Here is an 18,594-nt window from a genome sequence, read left to right as displayed (position 1 = left end):
AGCATCGTATTCATGGCACATTGGGTTACCTAACGCCTGTTCAGTATCGTCAAGAAGCCCTTAAAAAAGTTGTCTGATTTACTGTTGACAATCCAGCTTGCTGTTCTGATTATACGGTACTCCGGCAGTCTGTATCCGGCTTCTGTATGGGAATGTTGCCCCTCCTTACCCTTATACCCCGGCAGGAAGGGACAGATACGCATAGCCGGAAATATGTCTCACGGCCGCCAAACCCGGAAATCAAAAAACCGGCCGCCTGCCGGCTCCGGTTCTCTGCTGAAACTGCTCTATGCTTACGTTATTTCCGTTATTTCATATAAAAGCTTTAGAACCACTGATCAGTGGCTGTGCCGCTCATCTGTTTCATACGTCTCCAGCGGCTCCGGCAATAACCGGCGCTCCCGCACTTGAGCGCATTATTTGAAATCCGGCGTCCTCTTAACATGCCTGTATTCTCCCCTTTCATGCTGCATATACATCTTCTGCTAAACCAGGTTGCAACGTATTTACCCTCAGCAGAAAAGGCTGAAACAAAGCGGCACGCACAGGAAAAACTTGTAAAGGTCAGCGGATCTCGGAAGGACTTTTTCCAGTGTGCTGCTTGAATTGGCGGCTGAAAAAGAAAATGTCACGGTATCCCAGCGCATCCGCCACCTCGGTTACATTCATCCCGGCATACAGCAGCAGATGCTGTGCCCGCTCAATCCGGGCCCGGATCACATATGACTGCACCGAAGAACCGGTGATCTCCTTGAATTTGATAGAAAAGTAGCGCGGGGATAATCCCGCCCGGGCGGCCAGATCCTCGACCCGGTGCGAGGCCCCGGGATGCTGACTTACATAATTGGCCACCTCATGGATAATTTCGGTCAGATGATTGCTGACATGCCGTTCTATCGGCATCATCCGGTCCTCACGCAGCAGATGAATCATCAGCTGCTTCAGAATCAGACGTCCCTCCTCCTCTGCGGCAAAGGTCTTCACCAGAAACAGCCGTACATAACGGGCCAGCAGATGCTCGAATTCCACCGTTTCATTCAGTTCCCGGTAAGGCTCAGGGATCTCGGCCACGGCTTCGGTCACATCAAAATGAATATATGTAAGAACCAGTGGCTTTTGCGGATTATGTGTCGCATACGTATAATCGCCCGGCCGGAACAGGAAGCAGCTTCCCTTGCCCACCTGAAAAGGCGTACCGTTGCGCACGACCGTCCCTTCCCCGCTCCAGACATAGAACAAATCATAATTTTGCAGCGGCTTCTCTCTTTTCTGCCATCTCCAGCCCGGTTCACAGACGATCTTCGCCAGGGCCGGAAGAATGACAAAAGAGGACGGCGATGCGTGAAGCATAATATTTCCCTCCTAAAGTTTACGGTTACTATAAAAATTGAACTGATAATTGTAATTTTCGGGATTGGTTGTAACTCCGGAAAATCTTTGAACTCCCGGCCGCTGTTCGCGGTAAAAATCCGCTGACTGCTTAGGCTTCCGGAGAGAGCTTTGCTGTGCCGAAAAGCTTTCAGGCGGACGCTTCCGCTCCTGCAGTTCCCCTGCCTTTGGCTAATTGACGGACAAGCTTCCCGCCGGTGTCAGCTTATAGGATTAAGCGGACTTAATCCTATAATGGAGTGTTCTGGGTCTGCTATTGGTGCCATTAAGGGGATTTCTCCCTTTAAGGGAGCACTTTCAGCCTACTATTGGTGCCATTAAGGGGATTTTTCCCTCTAAGTGAGCACTTTCAACCTACTCTGGGTGCCATTAAGGGGATTTTTCCCTTTAAGGGAGCCCTTTCAGCCTGCTATTGGTGCCATTAAGGGGATTTTTCCCTTTAAGGGAGCACTTTCAGCCTACTATGGGTGCCATTAAGGGGATTTCTCCCTTTAAGGGAGCACTTTCAGCCTACTATGGGTGCCATTAAGGGGATTTTTCCCTTTAAGTGAGCCCTTTCAGCCTACTATGGGTGCCATTAAGGGGATTTTTCCCTCTAATTGCGCACTTAGACGGCTTTTCCAAAAGACTTTATGCTCATTTAGCTCTTGGCTACGATTCCGGCACAACTAGCTCCTGCATCAAGGCCAAATCTATTCAGCACCCTTTTTCATATCTTTAATAATACCTTGTCACGCACGTTTTTGCACATCATTCCAGGCCAGCTGCAGGCGGTTCACGCCCTCCTCCAGTGCTGCGGCATCCAGGTGGGAGAACGAAAAGCAGGCCGCCGCACCGGAAGGCCTGATCCGGTACAGCGCGGCGTCGCGGAAATCTGCACCGCGCCGGAGAGCCGCCGCCCGGAAGGCGGCGAATTCCGCGTCTGTGCGCAGCCATCGCGCATAAAGATGCAGGCCGGCGTCACCCGGCAGCACTTCAAAAACCGTTCCGAGCCGCTCAGCCAGCAGCGACCGGAGAAGCCGCGCACGTTCACCGTAGATGCGCGTCATGCGCCGCAGGTGCCGGCTGTACCCGCCGGTACCCATGAACCGCGCCAAGGCGCGCTGCTCCAGCTGGCCTGCGGGCAGCGGCTCATACAGCGCCTTAGCGGCGGTCACCGGCGCCACCAGTGAGGAAGGCAGCACGGCGAAGCCTACCCGCAGCCCGAAGAACATGCTGTTGGAGAAGGAGCCGACATAAACGACCCGCTCCTCCCGGTCAAGTGCCTTCAGCGGCTCAATCGGCCGTCCGCCCCAACGGAACTCGCTGTCATAATCATCCTCGATGATGACAGCCTGATGACGCCGGGCCCACTCCAGCAGTCTGCGCCGCCGCTCCAGAGGCAGCACAGCCCCGGTAGGAAACTGGCGGCTCGGCGTGACGAACAGCAGCCGGGCTGCCCAGTCCTCCGGGACCAGTCCTTCCGCATCCACCCTGCCTGGCAGCAGGCTGCCGCCACTGATCTCCACCGCCCGGCGGATGCCGTGATAGCCCGGATCCTCAACCACAGCGCAGCTGCCCTGCTCCAGCAGGAGCTGGGTCAGGATGACAATGCCCTGCATGGAGCCGCTGAACAGCACGATCTGTCCGGCCTCTGCGCGGATACCGCGGGTAATCCGCAGATGGGCGGCGATCGCCCGCCGCAGCCCTTCGTCACCCTGGGGCGGGCAGTAGCTGTCCAGCAGGCCGCCCTGCTTGCCCCCGGCATAATTCAGCGCACTCCGCCACTCGGAATACGGGAACTGCCCCTGCTCCATACCGCTGCTGCGGAAGCTGATGAAGCCGTTCCCGGCCCGTTCATAGACGGAGAGCTGCCGCTCCATCAGCCGCTCTCCCCAGGCACTGAGCTTAACGGTTGCAGCAGAAACGGACGGCATATTCACGTAACCCGGAACTTCCTCTACTGTACCTACTCCTCCGCTGACCGCCGCGGCCGTATCAGCACCAGCACCAGTCCTACCATCATTACTTGCACCAGCCTTACCGTCTACACTAGCACTATCACCACTATTACCGGCACCAGCCCTAGCCCTACCAGCATCAGCCCTACCATCAGCACCAGCACCAGTCCTACCATCATTACTTGCACCAGCCTTACCGTCTACACTAGCACTATCACCACTATTACCGGCACCAGCCCTAGCCCTACCAGCATCAGCCCTACCATCAGCACCAGCACCAGCCCTACCATCATTACCTGCACCAGCCTTACTGTCTACACTAGCACCACCATTACCGGCACTAGCACTAGCCCTACCAGCATCAGCCTTACCATCATTACTTGCACCAGCACTAGCCCTACCATCATTACCTGCACCAGCCTTACCGTCTACACTAGCACTAGCACCACCATTACCGGCACCAGCCCCCGGCTCGCTGCCGTTGCCGCTTCTCGGCACAGTGCCCTTATCTTCTCCGGGCAAGCCCAGAAACGCACTGTCTTCCTCATACACACCTGCGCCAGCCCTACCATCATTACCAGCACTAGCCTTACTATCAGCACCAGGCTCACTCCAGCCTCCGCCTCCCGGCACAGAGCTGCCTGTCTCCAGGTGTCCCTCCCGTTCGAATCCCGCCGGGCTTGCCGGCGGTTCTCCGGCAGCTTTCTTTCCGCCGTCCTCCCCAAACACGCCAAACACACCGGCCTCCGAGACAAAGGTGCCGCGCCCCCGTTCGGTTTGGATGTAGCCGTCGGCGAGCAGCATATCGTATACCTGCGAGGCCGAGCCGCGGGACAGCTGGTACAGCTCCGCCAGCTTCCTTGTTGAAGGCAGCCGTGCCCCTGCGGGGAGCGTGCCGCCCAGGATCGCTGTGCGGAGTGCATGATATAGTGCAAGATATTTGTATCGGTAGATGTCGAGATACTGTTCATAAGGCAGCGTAAAATTCATACATCTCCTTCTCCCTCCAAAGTGGACCATTAAAATTAATGTAAACCGGTCCTTTTTTTATGTCAATTTTTGCTCTATGCTGATTGAAATTTGACGGGCACCTGCACCTACATGCATCTGCTTCTCAATAAAAGAGAGGATGACCCGCCATGCGCAGAAAAGAGTTCAAGATCGAGCAGGAAGAGAAAATCACAGCTTTTCTCCAGGGGATGAGTTTTGGCTTTCTGGGAACTGTTGATGAACAGGGGCTCCCCCGGGTAACGCCGCTGAACTTCGTATATTCGGAAGGTCATTTCTATTTTCACGGCAGCCATGCAGGAGGCAAAATGGATCACATCCGCCGCCAGCAGCAGGTCTGCTTCACCGTAGCAGATGAATTTGCGCTGATCCCGTCCTATTTCAGCGATCCTGAGCTGGCCTGCCCGGCCACCGCCTATTTCAAAAGCGTGACGGCCTTCGGGCAAGCCGGGCTTGTTGAGGACCTCAATGAAAAAGCAGCTGTAATGACACTTTTTATGCGAAAGCTTCAGCCTGAAGGCGGATATATTCCCATCACTGCTGATGACCCCAAGTACCGGCCAGGGCTGAAAGCAGTAGCCGTGGTCCGGATCACTCCCGATGAGCTGACCGCCAAATTCAAATTTGGCCAGAATCTGAAGGAGGACAGGCGGGCAGGCGTTACGCTCGGCCTCACAGAACGCGGCGGAGCCCGCGATGCCGAAACACTGGAAATGATGAAGAAATACTGCCCCCACCATTCCTGACGGAATTTTTCGAAAAGTATTCAAAAAACGCGGCTTTCTTCAGTGACGACGGCAGGCCACGGTGATATAATGTTAGGCAATGTTAACGTATATATCCCAGAAGAATACCGGAAGGATGAAAGTGATGAATCCACTGGCTGGACAATTGAACGACAATATCAAGGCAGGCAATGAACATGTGTACGACATGCTTTCCAATCTTGGCAAAGCGATCTATTTTCCCAAAGAGGGCATTCTGAGCCAATCTGCCGAGGCGGCGGCTCACGCCAAGAAGTACAATGCTACCATCGGTATCGCAACCGAGAACGGTGTCCCTATGCATCTTGCCGTTATTCAGGATAAGCTGTCCGCTTACAGTCCCAAAGACCTGTATGGCTATGCGCCGCCTGCCGGCAAACCGGAGCTGCGTACCGTATGGCGGGAAAAGATGCTGCGCGAAAACCCTTCGCTCGAAGGCAAATCCTTCGGCAATCCCATTGTAACCAACGCCCTTACCCACGGGCTCAGTATTGTTGCTGATCTGTTCGCCGAGGAAGGCGATGCCATCATCTATCCGGACAAGAACTGGGAGAACTACGAGCTAACCTTCGGGATCCGCCGGCTCAGCCGCATCGTCAATTATCCCCTGTTCACTGAAGATATGAAGTTCAACAGCGAAGGCCTGCTCGATGCACTGCTCGCCCAGAAGGACCACGGCAAAGCCATCGTACTGCTGAACTTCCCTAATAACCCAACCGGCTATACACCGGGTCTTGAAGAAGGCGAAGCGATTGTCGCCGCCATTCTCCGTGCCGCCGAGGAAGGCATCAATGTTGTCGTAGTCAGCGATGACGCCTATTTCGGGCTCTTCTTTGAGGATTCACTCAAGGAATCACTGTTCGGCCGTCTGGCTAACCTGCATCCGCGCGTGCTGGCCGTCAAGGTTGACGGGGCAACCAAGGAAGAGTTCGTCTGGGGCTTCCGTGTCGGCTTTATCACCTATGCTTCGGAAGACAAAGAGCTGCTGGCTGCCCTGGAGCAGAAGACACTCGGCATTATCCGCGCAACGATTTCCAGTGGAGCCCATCCTTCACAGACCTTTGTGCTGGATGCCCTGAAATCGCCAGAGTTCCCGCAGCAGAAGGAAGAAAAGTTCCAGATCATGAAAGGCCGTGCCAACAAAGTGAAGGCACTGCTGGACAGCGGCAAATACGGTGACGAGGTCTGGACCTATTATCCGTTCAACTCCGGCTACTTCATGTGTCTGAAGCTGCACACGGTGCCGGCCGAAGCACTGCGTCTCCACCTGATCCACCAGTACGGACTGGGTACGATCGCCCTGGGCGAGACGGATCTGCGCGTTGCCTTCTCCTGTATCGAAGAAGATCAGCTTGAGGATCTGTTCGACATGGTATACGCAGGCATCCGTGATCTGGAGCAGGCCAACAAATAAGCTTAGCTAACACAAGCGGACAGTCCCGGAATCACCGGGGCTGTTTTTTTGCAATCATAGAGAGCCGCCGTTAAGTACCTTAGTCAGCGCACATGCCAATGCTCAGGCTTTGCGGGGGTTATTTTGCAGCCTAATGGCATTGGCCTATACACGTTCTTCCCTATGCACATACAATACGGTGTACTCAAGTACAACGACACATTCGAAAGGGGAATGAACATGAGCGAAGAAGTAAGAGGCGGATACGGATACCCTGGATTTACAAGCACAGGCGCTATTCTGGTTCTCTTCATCCTGCTGGTTATCATCAGCCGTTCACTCTTTGTCTAACTGATATCTTTTGATATACAGCAAAGAAGCCCTGATGCGGAGCCTGTGCTCCCTTCAAGGCTTCTTGCTGTTACTGTTATGCCCCGCTTTTTATCCGTTACAGATCATCATCGTCCGGGTCAGCCGCTTTGCGCTGCATATACATTTTGAAAAAGAAGGCCAGCAGCGCACCGCACAGCAGGCTGCCGGCGGCCGGAAGCGGCCGTTCCCCCAGGGTGAGCAGAAAAGGCCAGCCAAGGATCAGCACGAGCATCAGCAGGGTGCGGAAGATGAATTGTGTTGTGCTGTCTGCCCTGCTGCCTGCGGGCAGCGGATACACCGTCAGCCAGAACGACTCACTATGCAGCTTGCGCAGCGACGACAGCTGGATGCCGGTGATGAACAGGAAAAACAGGTAGATGCCGGTTCCGGCATAGCTGCTGCGGTTCCAGAGGACCAGCAGCATACCCAGAACGGCTATCCGCAGCACAATGCCGAAGACATCGCCGCGGGCGAAGCTTTTGGTCAGCAGGAAGCGGAAGGCGCTGTCCCGACGCCAGGGGATGCCGCCGCCCCAGCGTGCCAGATAACGCCGGGCATAGACCCGCTGCTCGCGTCCCGGCACATCCACGAACCAGCCGAGCATCATCAGGGCTCTGGTGCCCTGGTTCTTCTCGGTGGCAATCAGCCGCTCCCAGGGAACGGCATGCCGGTTAGGAACACGGAGCGCCGCGAAATAGGCTGCAGCCAGAATAACGATAAAGATCAATGCCCGCAGCGGCGGCTGCCATAGCCATGCCGCGATCATAAGTCCGCCTACCGCCCAGCGCAGCAGCTGATATCCCGCTGCTGCAGGACGGGAGAGCATCGCGATCTCCCGCCACAGCCCGTAGCTGGACAGCAGCTTCACTGCAATCAGCACCAGGGCTGTAAGCAGCAAGGACCCGTGCGCAGCATCCGTACGTATGTACAGCGGCCATAATGTAATGAGAATGAAGGCCAGCCGAAGAATTTTCCAGACGTTTCCGCTCACCCAGGCCGGTGCAAAATACTCCTTCATCCGGTGGCCCTGCGGCAGGAGAAAGATCGTGTCCGGGCTCCGCAAATAAGTCCGGAAGCTGCTGTGCACCGCTGCAGGCAGCAGCAGCACCAGCATAATCCAGCGGATCGGCAGATCGGCCGGCGTATCGCGCAGCAGCGCGGTATACCAGGCTGAGAAAGCGATCAGCACAAGAAGGAGCACCATGGCTACACCGCTTCTGATTACATATCCCGCATAGGGGATCATGCTGCCCATGAACCGGCTGCGCCGCTGCCGGCGCAGCTCTTTCAAATCCATATCATTTCCCTCCCTGCACCAGTTCGTAGAACAGCTGCTCCAGGTTCAGGCCGCGCAGGCCGGCAGCTTCAGTCATCTCGGCAAGCGTGCCCTGGGCGATAACCTTGCCGCGGTGCAGCACGATGAAGCGGTCGCAATAATTCTCAATCGTGGAAAGGATGTGGGAGCTGAGCAGAATGGAAGCGCCTGATTGTTTCAGCTCCAGCATGAAATCAAGCAGGGAGCGGATACCGAGCGGATCAAGCCCCAGAAAGGGCTCGTCAATCACATAGAGTGCCGGCCTTGCCACAAAGGCACACATAATCATGACCTTCTGCTTCATCCCCTTGGATAAATGGGAGGACAGCGTATCCATCTTGTCCTCCATATTAAAGAGTGCGGCCAGCTGCAGGCTGCGGGTCTCATAATCACTGCGCTCCACGCCGTAAGCCCTGGCCGTAAATTCAACATGCTCGCGGACCGTCATTTCCTCATACAAGAGAGGCGATTCCGGCACGAACGTCAGCGCGCTGTGATACCCTTCCGGGTCGCTGCTGCGGGTCTTGCCCTGGACGGTGATTTCGCCCTTGTGCGGCGACATCAGCCCCAGGATATGCTTCATGGTTGTGCTCTTGCCTGCTCCGTTCAGTCCGATCAGCCCGACCATTTCACCGGGCTTCACCTGCAGGCCGATATCATGCAGTACCGGCTTGTTCAGGCTGTATCCTCCGCTTAATCCCGTAATTTGCAGTACGGGGGCACTATTCATTGACCGTCACCTCCCGTGGTTTTGTTCTTGAGCCACTTTGGCGCTCCTTTATTCTTGCGGTTCTTCTCGCGTTCCGCACTGCTGCTGCGGGCTTTGCCTCCGCCCGCAGCAGGGGCTGCTCCCGCCCCGCTGCGTCCGCCCGGGGCCCGGCCGGCCCCGGGCTGCGGCTCCCGCCGCACAGCCGCGCCGGAGCCCGTGCCGTCAGGCCGCGCTGCCGCCGGCCTTGCGCCTGCCCCATCCGGCCGCGCCGCTGCCGTCCGCACCGGCTTGCTGCCCCGCGGCGCCGCGCTCTCCCCGCGCTGGCCGCCCGAACCCCCGCTGCCTTGGCCGGGCGCCGGTCTGCGGGCTTCATCCGCCGGCAGCACCTTGCCGGCGGACAGGGCCCGTTCCTCGAGCTGAATATCCAGCTCGCGGGCGAACTTGCGCATGATAAACGTCTGCTGCTCGGTGACGATCGTCACCGACAGCCCGCGTTTGCCCATGCGCCCGGTACGGCCGGCCCGGTGCACATAGTGCTCGGCGTCAAAGGCCGGATCGAAGCTGACGACAAGCGTCAGATCTTCGATGTCGAGCCCTCTTGCCGCCACGTCGCTGGCGACCAGCACGCGGAACTTGCCGTCACGGAATTTGGCCAGCACGTTGCTTCGCGTAACCTTGTCGGCATCGCCGTACAGCGCCGCTGCCGTAAGGCCAAGATGGTTCAGCTTGGCCTCCACCTCGGCTATGTCCTCCGTTGCATTAACAAACACAATCGCCCGTTTCGGATTGTAGTGGCGGATAATCCGGCGCAGCATATCCACCTTGTTCCGTTCTTCTGTCACCACATAATGATGTTCCAGCGTCCGGGCGGTCATTACACCCGGGTCAATGCCGATCTCGGCCGGGTTCTTCATCTCCCGCGCGGCCAGTGCTTTCGTCTCCGGGCCAATGGTCGCAGACAACATGACCAGCTGGCGGGTACGCAGCGCGCTGCTGACAATCTTGGCCACCTCGCCGGCTCCGCTGAGCTGGAACATCTGGTCGGCCTCGTCAATGACAATCGTGCTGACCTCGTGCATCTTGAGCTTGCGCAGGCCGATCAGCTCGCGGATGCGTCCCGGTGTGCCGACAACAAGCTGGGGATGCTCGCGCAGCTTGTCAATCTGGCGTTTGATCGCCGCTCCGCCGATCAGCCCCATCACCTTGATGCCGCGGTGATCGCCGTACCGCTCCGCCTCGCGGAGAATCTGCATGGCCAGCTCCTGGGTCGGAGCCAGCACCAGCTTTTGCACCACTCTCTGCTCCGGGTTAATTCCTTGAAGCAGCGGCAGCAGGTAAGCCAGCGTCTTGCCTGTTCCGGTCTGGGAAGCGGCAAGCACGTCCCTGCCCTCCAGCAGCAGCGGGATCGTCTGCTCCTGGACGGGAGACGGGGCGGTAATGCCGAATTCCGACAATCGGGCAACAAGGTCCTCCTGGATGCCGATGGCCGCAAAAGAAGCGTTAGTCATAAGTAGGTTTCATCCTTTTCGCTAAGTAATATCTTCATTATATGCCAAAAAGGCCTCTCCACCAAATGGAAGGCCATTTTCTTGTAAATACCTCTATTTACGGTTCATTGTATTATAAGTCAGCTTGTCCGCCAAGCGGGGGAACAAACCGTACAGCCGGATGCCGAAGCCGGCAATTCCGGGAAGATCGATTTCTTCCTTGCGCTTCTCCATCAGCTTGATGATTCTGGCGGAGACATACTCGGGGGTCATCATCATCCGGGCCACATTCTTCTGGTAATTGCCGGAGGGATCTGCCGTCTTGAAGAAATCGGTGGCAATCGGTCCCGGATTGACCGCAGATACGGTGATTCCGCTCCCCCTCAGCTCCTGGCGCAGGGCATTGGTGAAGCCCAGCACGGCATGCTTGGTCGCCGTGTAGGCAACCGACCGGGCTGTGCCGATTTTGCCGGCCATTGAGGCTACATTGACAATCTGCCCGCTGCCCCGCTGCAGCATATGAGGAACAACCGCCTTGGTACATCGGACGATGCCCATGTAGTTGACGTCCATCATATCATCGAACTCCTGCGGCTCCATCTCGGTGAATCCGGCGAATTTGCCGTAGCCGGCGTTGTTCAGCAGAATATCAATTCTGCCGTATGCCGCCAGAATTTCAGTGAACACCCGTGCCACTTCAGATTCATCAGTAACATCGCAGGTATACAGTCCAAAAACGCCCGGAATTCCGGCCGCCGTTTCTTTCAGCTTCTTCTCCGAACGGGCCAGCAGAACGGGAACCGCTCCCTTGGCGCTGAGCATCCGAGCAGTAATGGCTCCTATCCCGCTTGATGCTCCTGTAATTACAACAATCTTGTCTTTAAGCTGTTGCATGAATATCTTTCAGCTCCTAAAGTCCGCCTAAGAAATCATCACTTGAATATCGAGTTCTCCAATGCCTTCCATCAGCAGCGGGATGCTGAGTGCTTTACGCGGGAAAACGGCCATGCTCTCCAGCTTCATCAGCTTTGGCGGCGTAATATCAACGGATACCCCCTGATTGGAAAGAATCGTACTGGCATTTCCGCTGATCATATTGCCCAGCTCTGAAATGGCACTCTGCCCCATTTCATCCATTTCTGCGATCGGATAGCCGCCCATCATTGCGGATACCATCTTCAGCGCCACCTGCTCCTTAAGCCCGAAAATAATATCCCCGCTGAGCTGCCCCGTCATTCCTACCTGAATCCATATATGATTATCGATCAGTTCGATATCCTTGATGCCCAGATTTCCGGTGGATGGCGAGACCTGAACCAACTGCTCAATTACAATGCGTGCAGACTCTAGAAATGGATTGATTACTTCTGCTTTCATGAAAGTGCTGTCCCCCCTCTACCTGGCTTTAGTCATATACCAAAAGTCCTAAGTGATAATGATTAATTATACTTCATATATCGGCATTATTCACCAAAAATTAATGCTTCTGTCGAAGGAATTCAAAAGATTGTTTTATGCCCCGCATTGCCCTGCCGGATGTAATCTCCTATAATTTAATCAAATGCCAACACTCCGCGTGAGATAAGCCTGTTTTAACCATCTATTTTCCTGTGCAGCATTTCAGATTAATTATCCTGCGAGAACGCCCGGTTTCCACACTATATAACAATTCAGCTATTCGGCGAACGATTCGGTAGGCAAAAGGGGGCACATCTATGAACATTAGCCAGCTGGAGACACTGATCACAATCTCCAAGACGATGAGCTTTCGCAAGGCAGGCGAACTGCTTAACCTGACCCAGCCGGCAGTTTCGGCACAGATCAAAAGTCTGGAGGAAGAGTTCAAAACACAGCTTGTAGACCGGAACCAGCCGGTTACCCTGACGGACAGGGGCAAAGTATTCCTTACGCATGCAGAGAAGATTGTAGGCATTGTGGAGGAGCTGAAGCAGCGGCTTGCCGATCTGGATGAGAATCCCCAGGGGCATATTATTCTCGGAACGACCACCTCGATAGCAATACAGATTCTGCCGCGCATCCTGTCCTATTTCCAGGACCAGTTCCCGCATATCAAAACCTCGATTTCCTCCATGTCCTCATCGCAGATCTATCAGCAGGTGGAGAACGGGATTGTCGATGTCGGCATCGGCTACCTGATCGGGCAAAATCCGGGAATGACGACTTCCGTGCTGTATTACGACACCTTTGAGCTGGTTGTATCACCAAGGCATCCGCTGGCCCAGATGAAAACAGCGGGCATTGAAGCGCTCGGCACGACACCCCTTATTCTGCTCTCCCCCGATACGGTAGGCCGCAGATTTGTCGATGATGTACTGGCCAGGCACGGCATCCAGCCTCAGGTTATCATGGAGCTGACGAGCAGCGAGGAAGTGAAGCGGATGGTCGAGCTTGATCTTGGCGCAGCCGTTATTTCCAAGCAGTCTGTAACGGCCGAGGTCCGCAATGGAACACTCAAAATCGTTCCCATTATCGAGCTGGAGGTTACCCATCCCGTAGGTGTCATAACCAAATCAGGCAAATATGTCAATTCTGCCATGCGCCAGTTTCTAAGCGATCTGAAGGGTATGCCGGAAACCCAGTTCATCGGTTCGGAATAACCGGTATGATGTACTGCTGGCGTACACACACTATGGCCAAAGGAGATGTCCACACATATGAAGTTCGACCTGCACACCCATCATTTCCGCTGCGGCCATGCCGACGGAACCATCAGAGATTATATAGAGGCAGGAATTGCCGCGGGTCTTAGCGTTATAGGCATTTCCGACCATACACCATACTTCGGCCACAAGGCGGAGCAGGCTTTTCCCCATATCGCCATGGCTAAATCGGAGATTGTGAACTATGTTGAGGAAGTGCTGTCCCTGCAAAAAGAATACGCCGGCAAAATCGATGTCCTGCTCGGCATTGAATCCGATTACTTCCCTGAACATGCCGAGCTGTACCGGGCCACGCTGGCTGCCTATCCTTTTGACTATGTAATCGGCTCCGTACATAGCGTGGGCGGTGACAGTATCTTTAACAAGAGCCGCTGGAAGAGGCTTAATCCGCAGCAGATGCAAGCCGTCAAAGCGGAATATTACCGGCTGATCGCGGACTCCGCCCGCAGCGGCATGTTCCAGATTCTCGGCCATATCGATGCGATGAAGGGCAACTATCCCCAGTTCTGTGATATCCCGGCTGCCGCCGAGATTGATGAAGCCTTACGCGTTATCGGTGAATGCGGAACCGCAATCGAAATCAATACCTCCGGCGGCACAAAGCTGTGCGGCGGCTGGTATCCGTCAGATGACATTCTTGAACGTGCCCTGCACTATGGCGTGGAAGTCAGCTTCGGTTCCGATGCGCATAAGCCTTCCCGGGTTGCCGACCAGCGGGATGCGGTAGAGGCCCGCCTGAAGGAGATCGGCTTTAAAGAGTGGGTGTATTACAAGCGGCGCGAGCGGGTCGCTGTACCTATTGAATAATTGACCGCATCTGATAAAAAGCACCGCAGCAACAAAGGCTTCAGGGCAGTGTACCTGCTTCCCTGACTGTCCTTTTATGCTGCGGTGCTCTGTTTATTGTTGCAGATTGCTGCAGGTAAAGCCCTGCCGTGGAAGGGTCTTTCCGGCATCCCCGTACTGCGGATTCAGCGCATAGAAGTGGGCGATGACCGCGCTCCAGTCCCGCTCCGTCTGGCCAACCGACTTCAAATACTCCCGGAATTCCGCATTGTACTGCCGGATGCTGCCCTCAAGCTCGCGGTTATAACGTTCTTCATGGTACACAGCCTCCAGCGGCAGGCGCGGCTTCTTCGGCAGCTCCTCACCGGGATAGCCGATGCACAGGCCGACTACCGGGAATACATACTCCGGCAGCTCCAGCAGCTCAATAACCTGCGCGGTATTACGGCGGATGCCGCCGATCGGAATAATGCCAAGCCCCATTGATTCGGCAGCAGCCACTGCACTTTCCAGCGCAATTCCTGCATCGACGGCCCCGACAAGCAGGGCATCAGCATCCGCCGCTGCCTCAAACGGTTGACCCTCCAGCCCGGCCGCCAGCTTGGTGCGGTAAAAATCCATACAGAATACCAGGAAGACCGGTGCCTCCGCCACATGCTTCTGATTGCCGCTCAGCGCTGCAAACTTCTCCCTGCGCTCCTTGTTCTGCACAGCAATTATAGTGACCTGTTGTCCGTTAACCCAGGAAGGGGCCGCCTGCGCAGCTTCGATAATCATCCGCAGCTTGTCGGGCTCCACAGGCTTATCCGCATATTTCCGGAACGAACGGTGATTCTTTAGGGTGTTCAGCACTTCATTCAATGGTTGATTCCTCCTAAGGCTGTAATGAACATTATTCTTGTTCCTTATCATAACCCGGCAGCATCGGCAGCCGCCAGTTTTCCGGGCATAAAGCTGGCAGCTCAGCCCTGCCGCGGCTGTACGCACACAAAAAATGGACCCGGAGCACCGGGTCCCAACAGCAGTTATATTTTCAAAAGGGGGTCATGTACTTAGTTTAACCGGACACTGTTAGAGTTTGATAACGGCTTTATTTCAATTGTGTAACAATGCTGAACACTTTTATGACATCGCCCGAGCCGTCTGCCACCGGAAGAATCCGGTCCAGGACAAGCCCGTTTTTGAGCATGACCCGCTCGCTTCTCAGGTTGCTGCCGCGGCAGCGCCCCTCCGCCTTAAGCAGGCCCAGCTCCTGCACCGCATAGCTCAGCATCAGCCCGACAGCCTCAGTGGTGAACCCTGCCCCCCACCAGTCCGGATGCAGCATGTAACCTAACACAGCTTTGCCTTCATGCCGGTTCCAGTTCTGCAGGGACACTGTTCCGATCAGCTCCTGCCCGCCTATGGCATAAATGCCGGCATGCAGGGCACAAGGATCATGGGCATGAATCATCCGCTGGGCCAGTTTGTCCAGAACCGCCTGCTGTGATCCGGCTCCGCAGCGCATCACAATATGCGGCTGAACCTCCGGATGCGAGAGAAGAGCCTTCAGCCTGCCGGCTTCAGCGGGCTGTATCTGCCTAAGTTCAACTGCTGTTCCTTGCCGGGCGGTGAATGATACCGTTTCATAAGTAATCATATAGTTCCCTCTCCTCTGCAGTTAATGGCGGTTCAGCAGCTTCGGCCTGATTCGTTCTCCGCTAAGCTTGACGCAGGGTGAGTACCGTCAGCTCCGGCCTGCACAGCAGCCGAAAGGGCATATAGGTTTCGCCGAAGCCTCTGTTCACATAGACCGGCATGGCTTTTGCTGCGGTGTAATATAAACCGCTTATGTATTTAAGCGAACCGTAAGGCGTATACGGTGCTCCAATGAACGGCATGCGGATCTGGCCGCCATGGCTGTGTCCCGATAACTGGAGATGAAAGGGATAACCCTCCGCCGTGTCGGCATAATCGGGCTCATGCATGAGCAGCACCGTGAACATATCCTCAGGGATGTCCTTCAGCGCAGCGGCAGGATCGGGAGTGCCCTTGAGCATGTCCTCCAGTCCGGCCACCGCAATCCGCGCGCCGCCCAGGCTGACCACATAGGCCTGGTTCCGGAGGACAACAAAACCGGCAGTCTGCAGCAGGCGGGTAAGCAGCTCTGTATTTTTATAATCATGATTGCCAAAAATCGCGTATTTACCCAGGGGAGCGGTTAATTCCGCCAGCAGGGCTACCGAATCGGTCAGATCCTCGGCTTCACTGTCCACAATATCCCCGGTAAAGCAGATCATATCCGGCCTGGCCTCTTTAATATGCTTCACCAGCCGTTTCACATCACCGGCATCTTTATTGAAGCCCAGATGGACATCGCTGAAGTGAACAAGCCGGGTACCGGAAAAAGCGGAAGGAAGCTTGCCCAGCGGCAGCTCCAGCTCCGTAACCTCGAGCCAGTTAGGCTCCCCCTGCCAAACATATCCGCCTGTAAGCAGCCCTGCCCCGAACAGGGTCGCGGTTCCCCGGGCCAGGAACTGGCGGCGGGTGATTTTGCGGCTCCCGGCCTTGCCGGGTTCCGGAGCACCTGAGCGGCGGCCGGCGCCCGAAGGATCTTTTATTATATTGGGAGAAGCCCCGGACGAGTCTCTATTCATAGGGAGATTCTCCTTTCGTACTATTTGGTGGACGGTGTATCTTCTGCTGCTGCAGCCTGCCCTGATTCCTTTTCACTTTTCTCGTCTTCATAGTCTTCGACTGCATCATCAATTTTCAAGTCTATTTCAGCTTCAATTTCTTCTTCCGTACCCGGCCCGAGAATTTTGCGGAATAGCCCCAGCATGGACAGGGCATAAGCCACAGTGATGAAGCTGAAGCTGATCTGCATAATGACAGCAAGCCGCGAAGTATTGTCACTCGGTGCCACATCCCCGTAACCCACCGTTGTAAAAGTAGCAACGCTAAAATACAGGAAGGTGATCAACTGGCTGAGCAAATCCTCTCCCAGGCCCTTTCCCTGAAAGGAGGACTGTCCAAACAGCTTATATATGGATGTATATACGATCGTAAAGAAAAGAATGCAGGTCAAGGCGGCGATACTGATGCGGACCAGCGTCTGCTGCAGCCTGACCTCCTTGTCATTGGATAACTTGATTTCATGAAAGATGAACAGGATGTAGAACAGCACCGAAGCCAGCACAAACAGCAGAATCAGTGCCCGCAGCCCGCGCTGACCCGGTACAATCGAACCCAGATCAATCCAATTCAGCAGATCCTCTGCCGACACCAGCGCATAGATCAGCACCGGAACGAGCAGAACCGCCTTTCCCACCCATTTCTTTCTGAGCCGGTAAAACAGCAAGGACAGCAGTGTAATCACAGCGGCGTTAAGGGTCCACATCCACGAGCTCATTGCGGTCACACTCCTGTCCTTCGGCAGTGCCAAAGCTTAGTGGAAATTCAACACTTAATATCTTCATTTGACTCTGTATAAAAGCTGAGAATTGTTAGCATTAGGTGGAGAAAATCCATTTAGCTCCTCACAGATAGCACCGTTATTTACAATAAATCACTGTCCGCCGGTTCCTTGTTCCGCACTGCCCTCTGCATCAGCAGCTTCCTCCTCCGGCCTAGCAATCACCATAATCCGGCATTCCTCCTCCGGTGTCTCACGATAAGCGCGGGCAATACCCTTGTCTGCAATCTCCTGCCGGCTGACCTTACGCAGCTTGAAGACACACTCAACCTCCCGGGTGAACGGGAACGGCTCAAGCATCAGCGCCGATTCATCCTTCCACTCTGCGGTAATGGTCCGGCCTGAAGTAAACTTGAAATCCTCGCTGCCCGAGAATCCGTCCGTCCACCAGGGATGCTCCTCGGATTTGGGGCTTCCCGGCCTGTTGAGTGCCATATACAGCGACAGATCGTCGCAGAACTGCAGCAGCCTGGCGTCATAGAACAGCTCATCCTCGCCAATCGGCACATTACGCTGCTCCAGCTCCCGGTGAATGCGGGCCCTGCGCTCCGCCTCGTCCTTCTGATATTCCGCAAGCTCCGGATCCTCCTCTCCGGACACTTCAATCAGCCGTTCAAAATGCAGGCTGCACAGCAGCGCGCCATAGGAGGATACAGCTTCAATCTCATTCAGCCCGCGCCGGTAAAAGGTCAGCTTGGGTACAACGGGAAAATCAATAAAGCTGTAAGGCGCGTCCTCCGCATCATTCCAGAAAGGGGTCTCATCCAGATCAATCCAGCCGCGGTCGTGGTTGGCGATAGCCCACAGCACCTCATCCCGGCGTACGGATTCCGGCACCTGCTCCTCTTTGAACCAAGCCGCAAGCTCCCCGGCCAGCCGTCCGTGATCATGCTGCTTCACCATTACAATGTATCCATCCTGCTCTCTACAAATCAACGTCATTCCTCCCCGGTTCTTCCTTATGTATATTACCGAATGTATACACTGTACCCATTTTCCCGGACAAAAGAAACAATGTTTTGTATATCATTCTCTGTAAAAAGAGCCATCTCCCTTGGCAGCAAACACCTTGGAAAATGGCTGATTAATGTTTCACAGCAACAGATCTTTTATCTGCACAACTAATTTCGAGTTTACTTATTGTTTTTGTTTTTTTGTCTATTCTTGATAATTACATACGAACACCATAACACAAAAAACACAGGAATAAGCTGCCAAAGCTGATAACCTGATAACAAAGAACTTACAACACTTATAGCACAAAGTACTACTCCAATGATGAGAATCAGCCTGTCA

Annotated in this window: 17 protein-coding genes; 5 read left to right on the top strand and 12 right to left on the bottom strand. The window is 55.0% G+C overall.

Annotation, left to right across the window (positions count from 1 at the left end; genetic code table 11):
* Positions 1–564: 564 nt before the first annotated feature.
* Positions 565–1,350, bottom strand: a complete 786-nt coding sequence (locus M2108_RS18055; RefSeq protein ID WP_277470627.1) for a helix-turn-helix domain-containing protein — start codon at positions 1,348–1,350, stop codon at positions 565–567.
* Positions 1,351–2,120: 770 nt separating this feature from the next.
* Entirely contained in the window at positions 2,121–4,319 is a 2,199-nt protein-coding gene (locus tag M2108_RS18050) for an aminotransferase-like domain-containing protein (protein ID WP_280768015.1), read from the bottom strand.
* 149 nt (positions 4,320–4,468) lie between these two features.
* Between M2108_RS18050 and M2108_RS18045 the strand changes: the two genes are divergently transcribed.
* The 3 genes from M2108_RS18045 (at position 4,469) to M2108_RS18035 (ending at position 6,845) form a co-directional block, all read left to right on the top strand.
* Complete coding sequence (locus M2108_RS18045; RefSeq protein WP_277470629.1) at positions 4,469–5,083, top strand: pyridoxamine 5'-phosphate oxidase family protein; 615 nt, start codon at positions 4,469–4,471, stop codon at positions 5,081–5,083.
* Between the two features lie 124 nt (positions 5,084–5,207).
* A complete protein-coding gene (locus tag M2108_RS18040; RefSeq protein WP_277470630.1) occupies positions 5,208–6,515 on the top strand; it encodes an aminotransferase class I/II-fold pyridoxal phosphate-dependent enzyme in 1,308 nt (435 codons plus the stop codon).
* 219 nt (positions 6,516–6,734) lie between these two features.
* Positions 6,735–6,845 (top strand): hypothetical protein, encoded by a 111-nt coding sequence (locus tag M2108_RS18035; RefSeq protein WP_020429695.1) that lies wholly within the window; start codon positions 6,735–6,737, stop codon positions 6,843–6,845.
* A 97-nt stretch (positions 6,846–6,942) separates the two neighbouring features.
* On the opposite strand, the gene M2108_RS18030 is transcribed toward M2108_RS18035, so the two are convergent.
* From M2108_RS18030 to M2108_RS18010, 5 genes are all read right to left on the bottom strand, one after another.
* Entirely contained in the window at positions 6,943–8,163 is a 1,221-nt protein-coding gene (locus M2108_RS18030; protein WP_277470631.1) for an ABC transporter permease, read from the bottom strand.
* A 1-nt stretch (position 8,164) separates the two neighbouring features.
* Entirely contained in the window at positions 8,165–8,911 is a 747-nt protein-coding gene (locus M2108_RS18025; protein WP_090717106.1) for an ABC transporter ATP-binding protein, read from the bottom strand.
* Positions 8,908–10,398 (bottom strand): DEAD/DEAH box helicase, encoded by a 1,491-nt coding sequence (locus tag M2108_RS18020; RefSeq protein ID WP_277470632.1) that lies wholly within the window; start codon positions 10,396–10,398, stop codon positions 8,908–8,910. The genes M2108_RS18025 and M2108_RS18020 overlap by 4 nt, the downstream gene beginning before the upstream one ends.
* A gap of 93 nt (positions 10,399–10,491) precedes the next feature.
* On the bottom strand, positions 10,492–11,271 hold the full coding sequence (locus M2108_RS18015; protein WP_277470633.1) for an SDR family NAD(P)-dependent oxidoreductase: 780 nt from the start codon (positions 11,269–11,271) through the stop codon (positions 10,492–10,494).
* Positions 11,272–11,298: 27 nt separating this feature from the next.
* Positions 11,299–11,754, bottom strand: a complete 456-nt coding sequence (locus M2108_RS18010; RefSeq protein ID WP_277470634.1) for a chemotaxis protein CheX — start codon at positions 11,752–11,754, stop codon at positions 11,299–11,301.
* A 338-nt stretch (positions 11,755–12,092) separates the two neighbouring features.
* Here M2108_RS18010 and M2108_RS18005 point away from each other — a divergent pair, with 338 nt between their 5' ends.
* Together M2108_RS18005 and M2108_RS18000 are read left to right on the top strand one after the other, a co-directional pair.
* Positions 12,093–12,995 (top strand): LysR family transcriptional regulator, encoded by a 903-nt coding sequence (locus M2108_RS18005; RefSeq protein ID WP_068726435.1) that lies wholly within the window; start codon positions 12,093–12,095, stop codon positions 12,993–12,995.
* A 57-nt stretch (positions 12,996–13,052) separates the two neighbouring features.
* The gene (locus tag M2108_RS18000) at positions 13,053–13,865 is read left to right on the top strand and encodes a histidinol-phosphatase (protein WP_277470635.1); all 813 of its coding nucleotides are present in this window, start codon (positions 13,053–13,055) and stop codon (positions 13,863–13,865) included.
* A gap of 93 nt (positions 13,866–13,958) precedes the next feature.
* On the opposite strand, the gene M2108_RS17995 is transcribed toward M2108_RS18000, so the two are convergent.
* The 5 genes from M2108_RS17995 to M2108_RS17975 form a co-directional block, all read right to left on the bottom strand.
* Positions 13,959–14,705, bottom strand: coding sequence for an NADPH-dependent oxidoreductase (locus tag M2108_RS17995; protein WP_481856923.1), 747 nt, complete (start codon positions 14,703–14,705; stop codon positions 13,959–13,961).
* A gap of 229 nt (positions 14,706–14,934) precedes the next feature.
* Complete coding sequence (locus M2108_RS17990) at positions 14,935–15,483, bottom strand: GNAT family N-acetyltransferase (protein WP_277470636.1); 549 nt, start codon at positions 15,481–15,483, stop codon at positions 14,935–14,937.
* A gap of 61 nt (positions 15,484–15,544) precedes the next feature.
* Positions 15,545–16,480: a metallophosphoesterase gene (locus M2108_RS17985; protein WP_277470638.1), complete on the bottom strand. Its 936-nt coding sequence runs from the start codon at positions 16,478–16,480 to the stop codon at positions 15,545–15,547.
* Positions 16,481–16,500: 20 nt separating this feature from the next.
* Positions 16,501–17,235 carry a potassium channel family protein gene (locus tag M2108_RS17980; RefSeq protein ID WP_277470639.1) on the bottom strand — a complete coding sequence of 245 codons (735 nt, stop codon included), beginning with the start codon at positions 17,233–17,235 and terminating at the stop codon, positions 16,501–16,503.
* Positions 17,236–17,391: 156 nt separating this feature from the next.
* On the bottom strand, positions 17,392–18,234 hold the full coding sequence (locus M2108_RS17975; protein WP_277470640.1) for a DUF3891 family protein: 843 nt from the start codon (positions 18,232–18,234) through the stop codon (positions 17,392–17,394).
* Positions 18,235–18,594 lie beyond the last annotated feature (360 nt).

Source organism: Paenibacillus sp. PastM-3 (assembly GCF_029893965.1).
GTDB lineage: Bacteria > Bacillota > Bacilli > Paenibacillales > Paenibacillaceae > Paenibacillus_AQ.
This window is presented reverse-complemented; position numbering and strand designations above follow the sequence as displayed.

Coding starts and splice junctions, on each gene's coding strand:
- M2108_RS18055 (WP_277470627.1), bottom strand. CDS start 1,350: ATGCTTCACGCATCGCCGTCCTCTTTTGTCATTCTTCCGGCCCTGGCG.
- M2108_RS18050 (WP_280768015.1), bottom strand. CDS start 4,319: ATGAATTTTACGCTGCCTTATGAACAGTATCTCGACATCTACCGATAC.
- M2108_RS18045 (WP_277470629.1), top strand. CDS start 4,469: ATGCGCAGAAAAGAGTTCAAGATCGAGCAGGAAGAGAAAATCACAGCT.
- M2108_RS18040 (WP_277470630.1), top strand. CDS start 5,208: ATGAATCCACTGGCTGGACAATTGAACGACAATATCAAGGCAGGCAAT.
- M2108_RS18035 (WP_020429695.1), top strand. CDS start 6,735: ATGAGCGAAGAAGTAAGAGGCGGATACGGATACCCTGGATTTACAAGC.
- M2108_RS18030 (WP_277470631.1), bottom strand. CDS start 8,163: ATGGATTTGAAAGAGCTGCGCCGGCAGCGGCGCAGCCGGTTCATGGGC.
- M2108_RS18025 (WP_090717106.1), bottom strand. CDS start 8,911: ATGAATAGTGCCCCCGTACTGCAAATTACGGGATTAAGCGGAGGATAC.
- M2108_RS18020 (WP_277470632.1), bottom strand. CDS start 10,398: ATGACTAACGCTTCTTTTGCGGCCATCGGCATCCAGGAGGACCTTGTT.
- M2108_RS18015 (WP_277470633.1), bottom strand. CDS start 11,271: ATGCAACAGCTTAAAGACAAGATTGTTGTAATTACAGGAGCATCAAGC.
- M2108_RS18010 (WP_277470634.1), bottom strand. CDS start 11,754: ATGAAAGCAGAAGTAATCAATCCATTTCTAGAGTCTGCACGCATTGTA.
- M2108_RS18005 (WP_068726435.1), top strand. CDS start 12,093: ATGAACATTAGCCAGCTGGAGACACTGATCACAATCTCCAAGACGATG.
- M2108_RS18000 (WP_277470635.1), top strand. CDS start 13,053: ATGAAGTTCGACCTGCACACCCATCATTTCCGCTGCGGCCATGCCGAC.
- M2108_RS17990 (WP_277470636.1), bottom strand. CDS start 15,483: ATGATTACTTATGAAACGGTATCATTCACCGCCCGGCAAGGAACAGCA.
- M2108_RS17985 (WP_277470638.1), bottom strand. CDS start 16,480: ATGAATAGAGACTCGTCCGGGGCTTCTCCCAATATAATAAAAGATCCT.
- M2108_RS17980 (WP_277470639.1), bottom strand. CDS start 17,235: ATGAGCTCGTGGATGTGGACCCTTAACGCCGCTGTGATTACACTGCTG.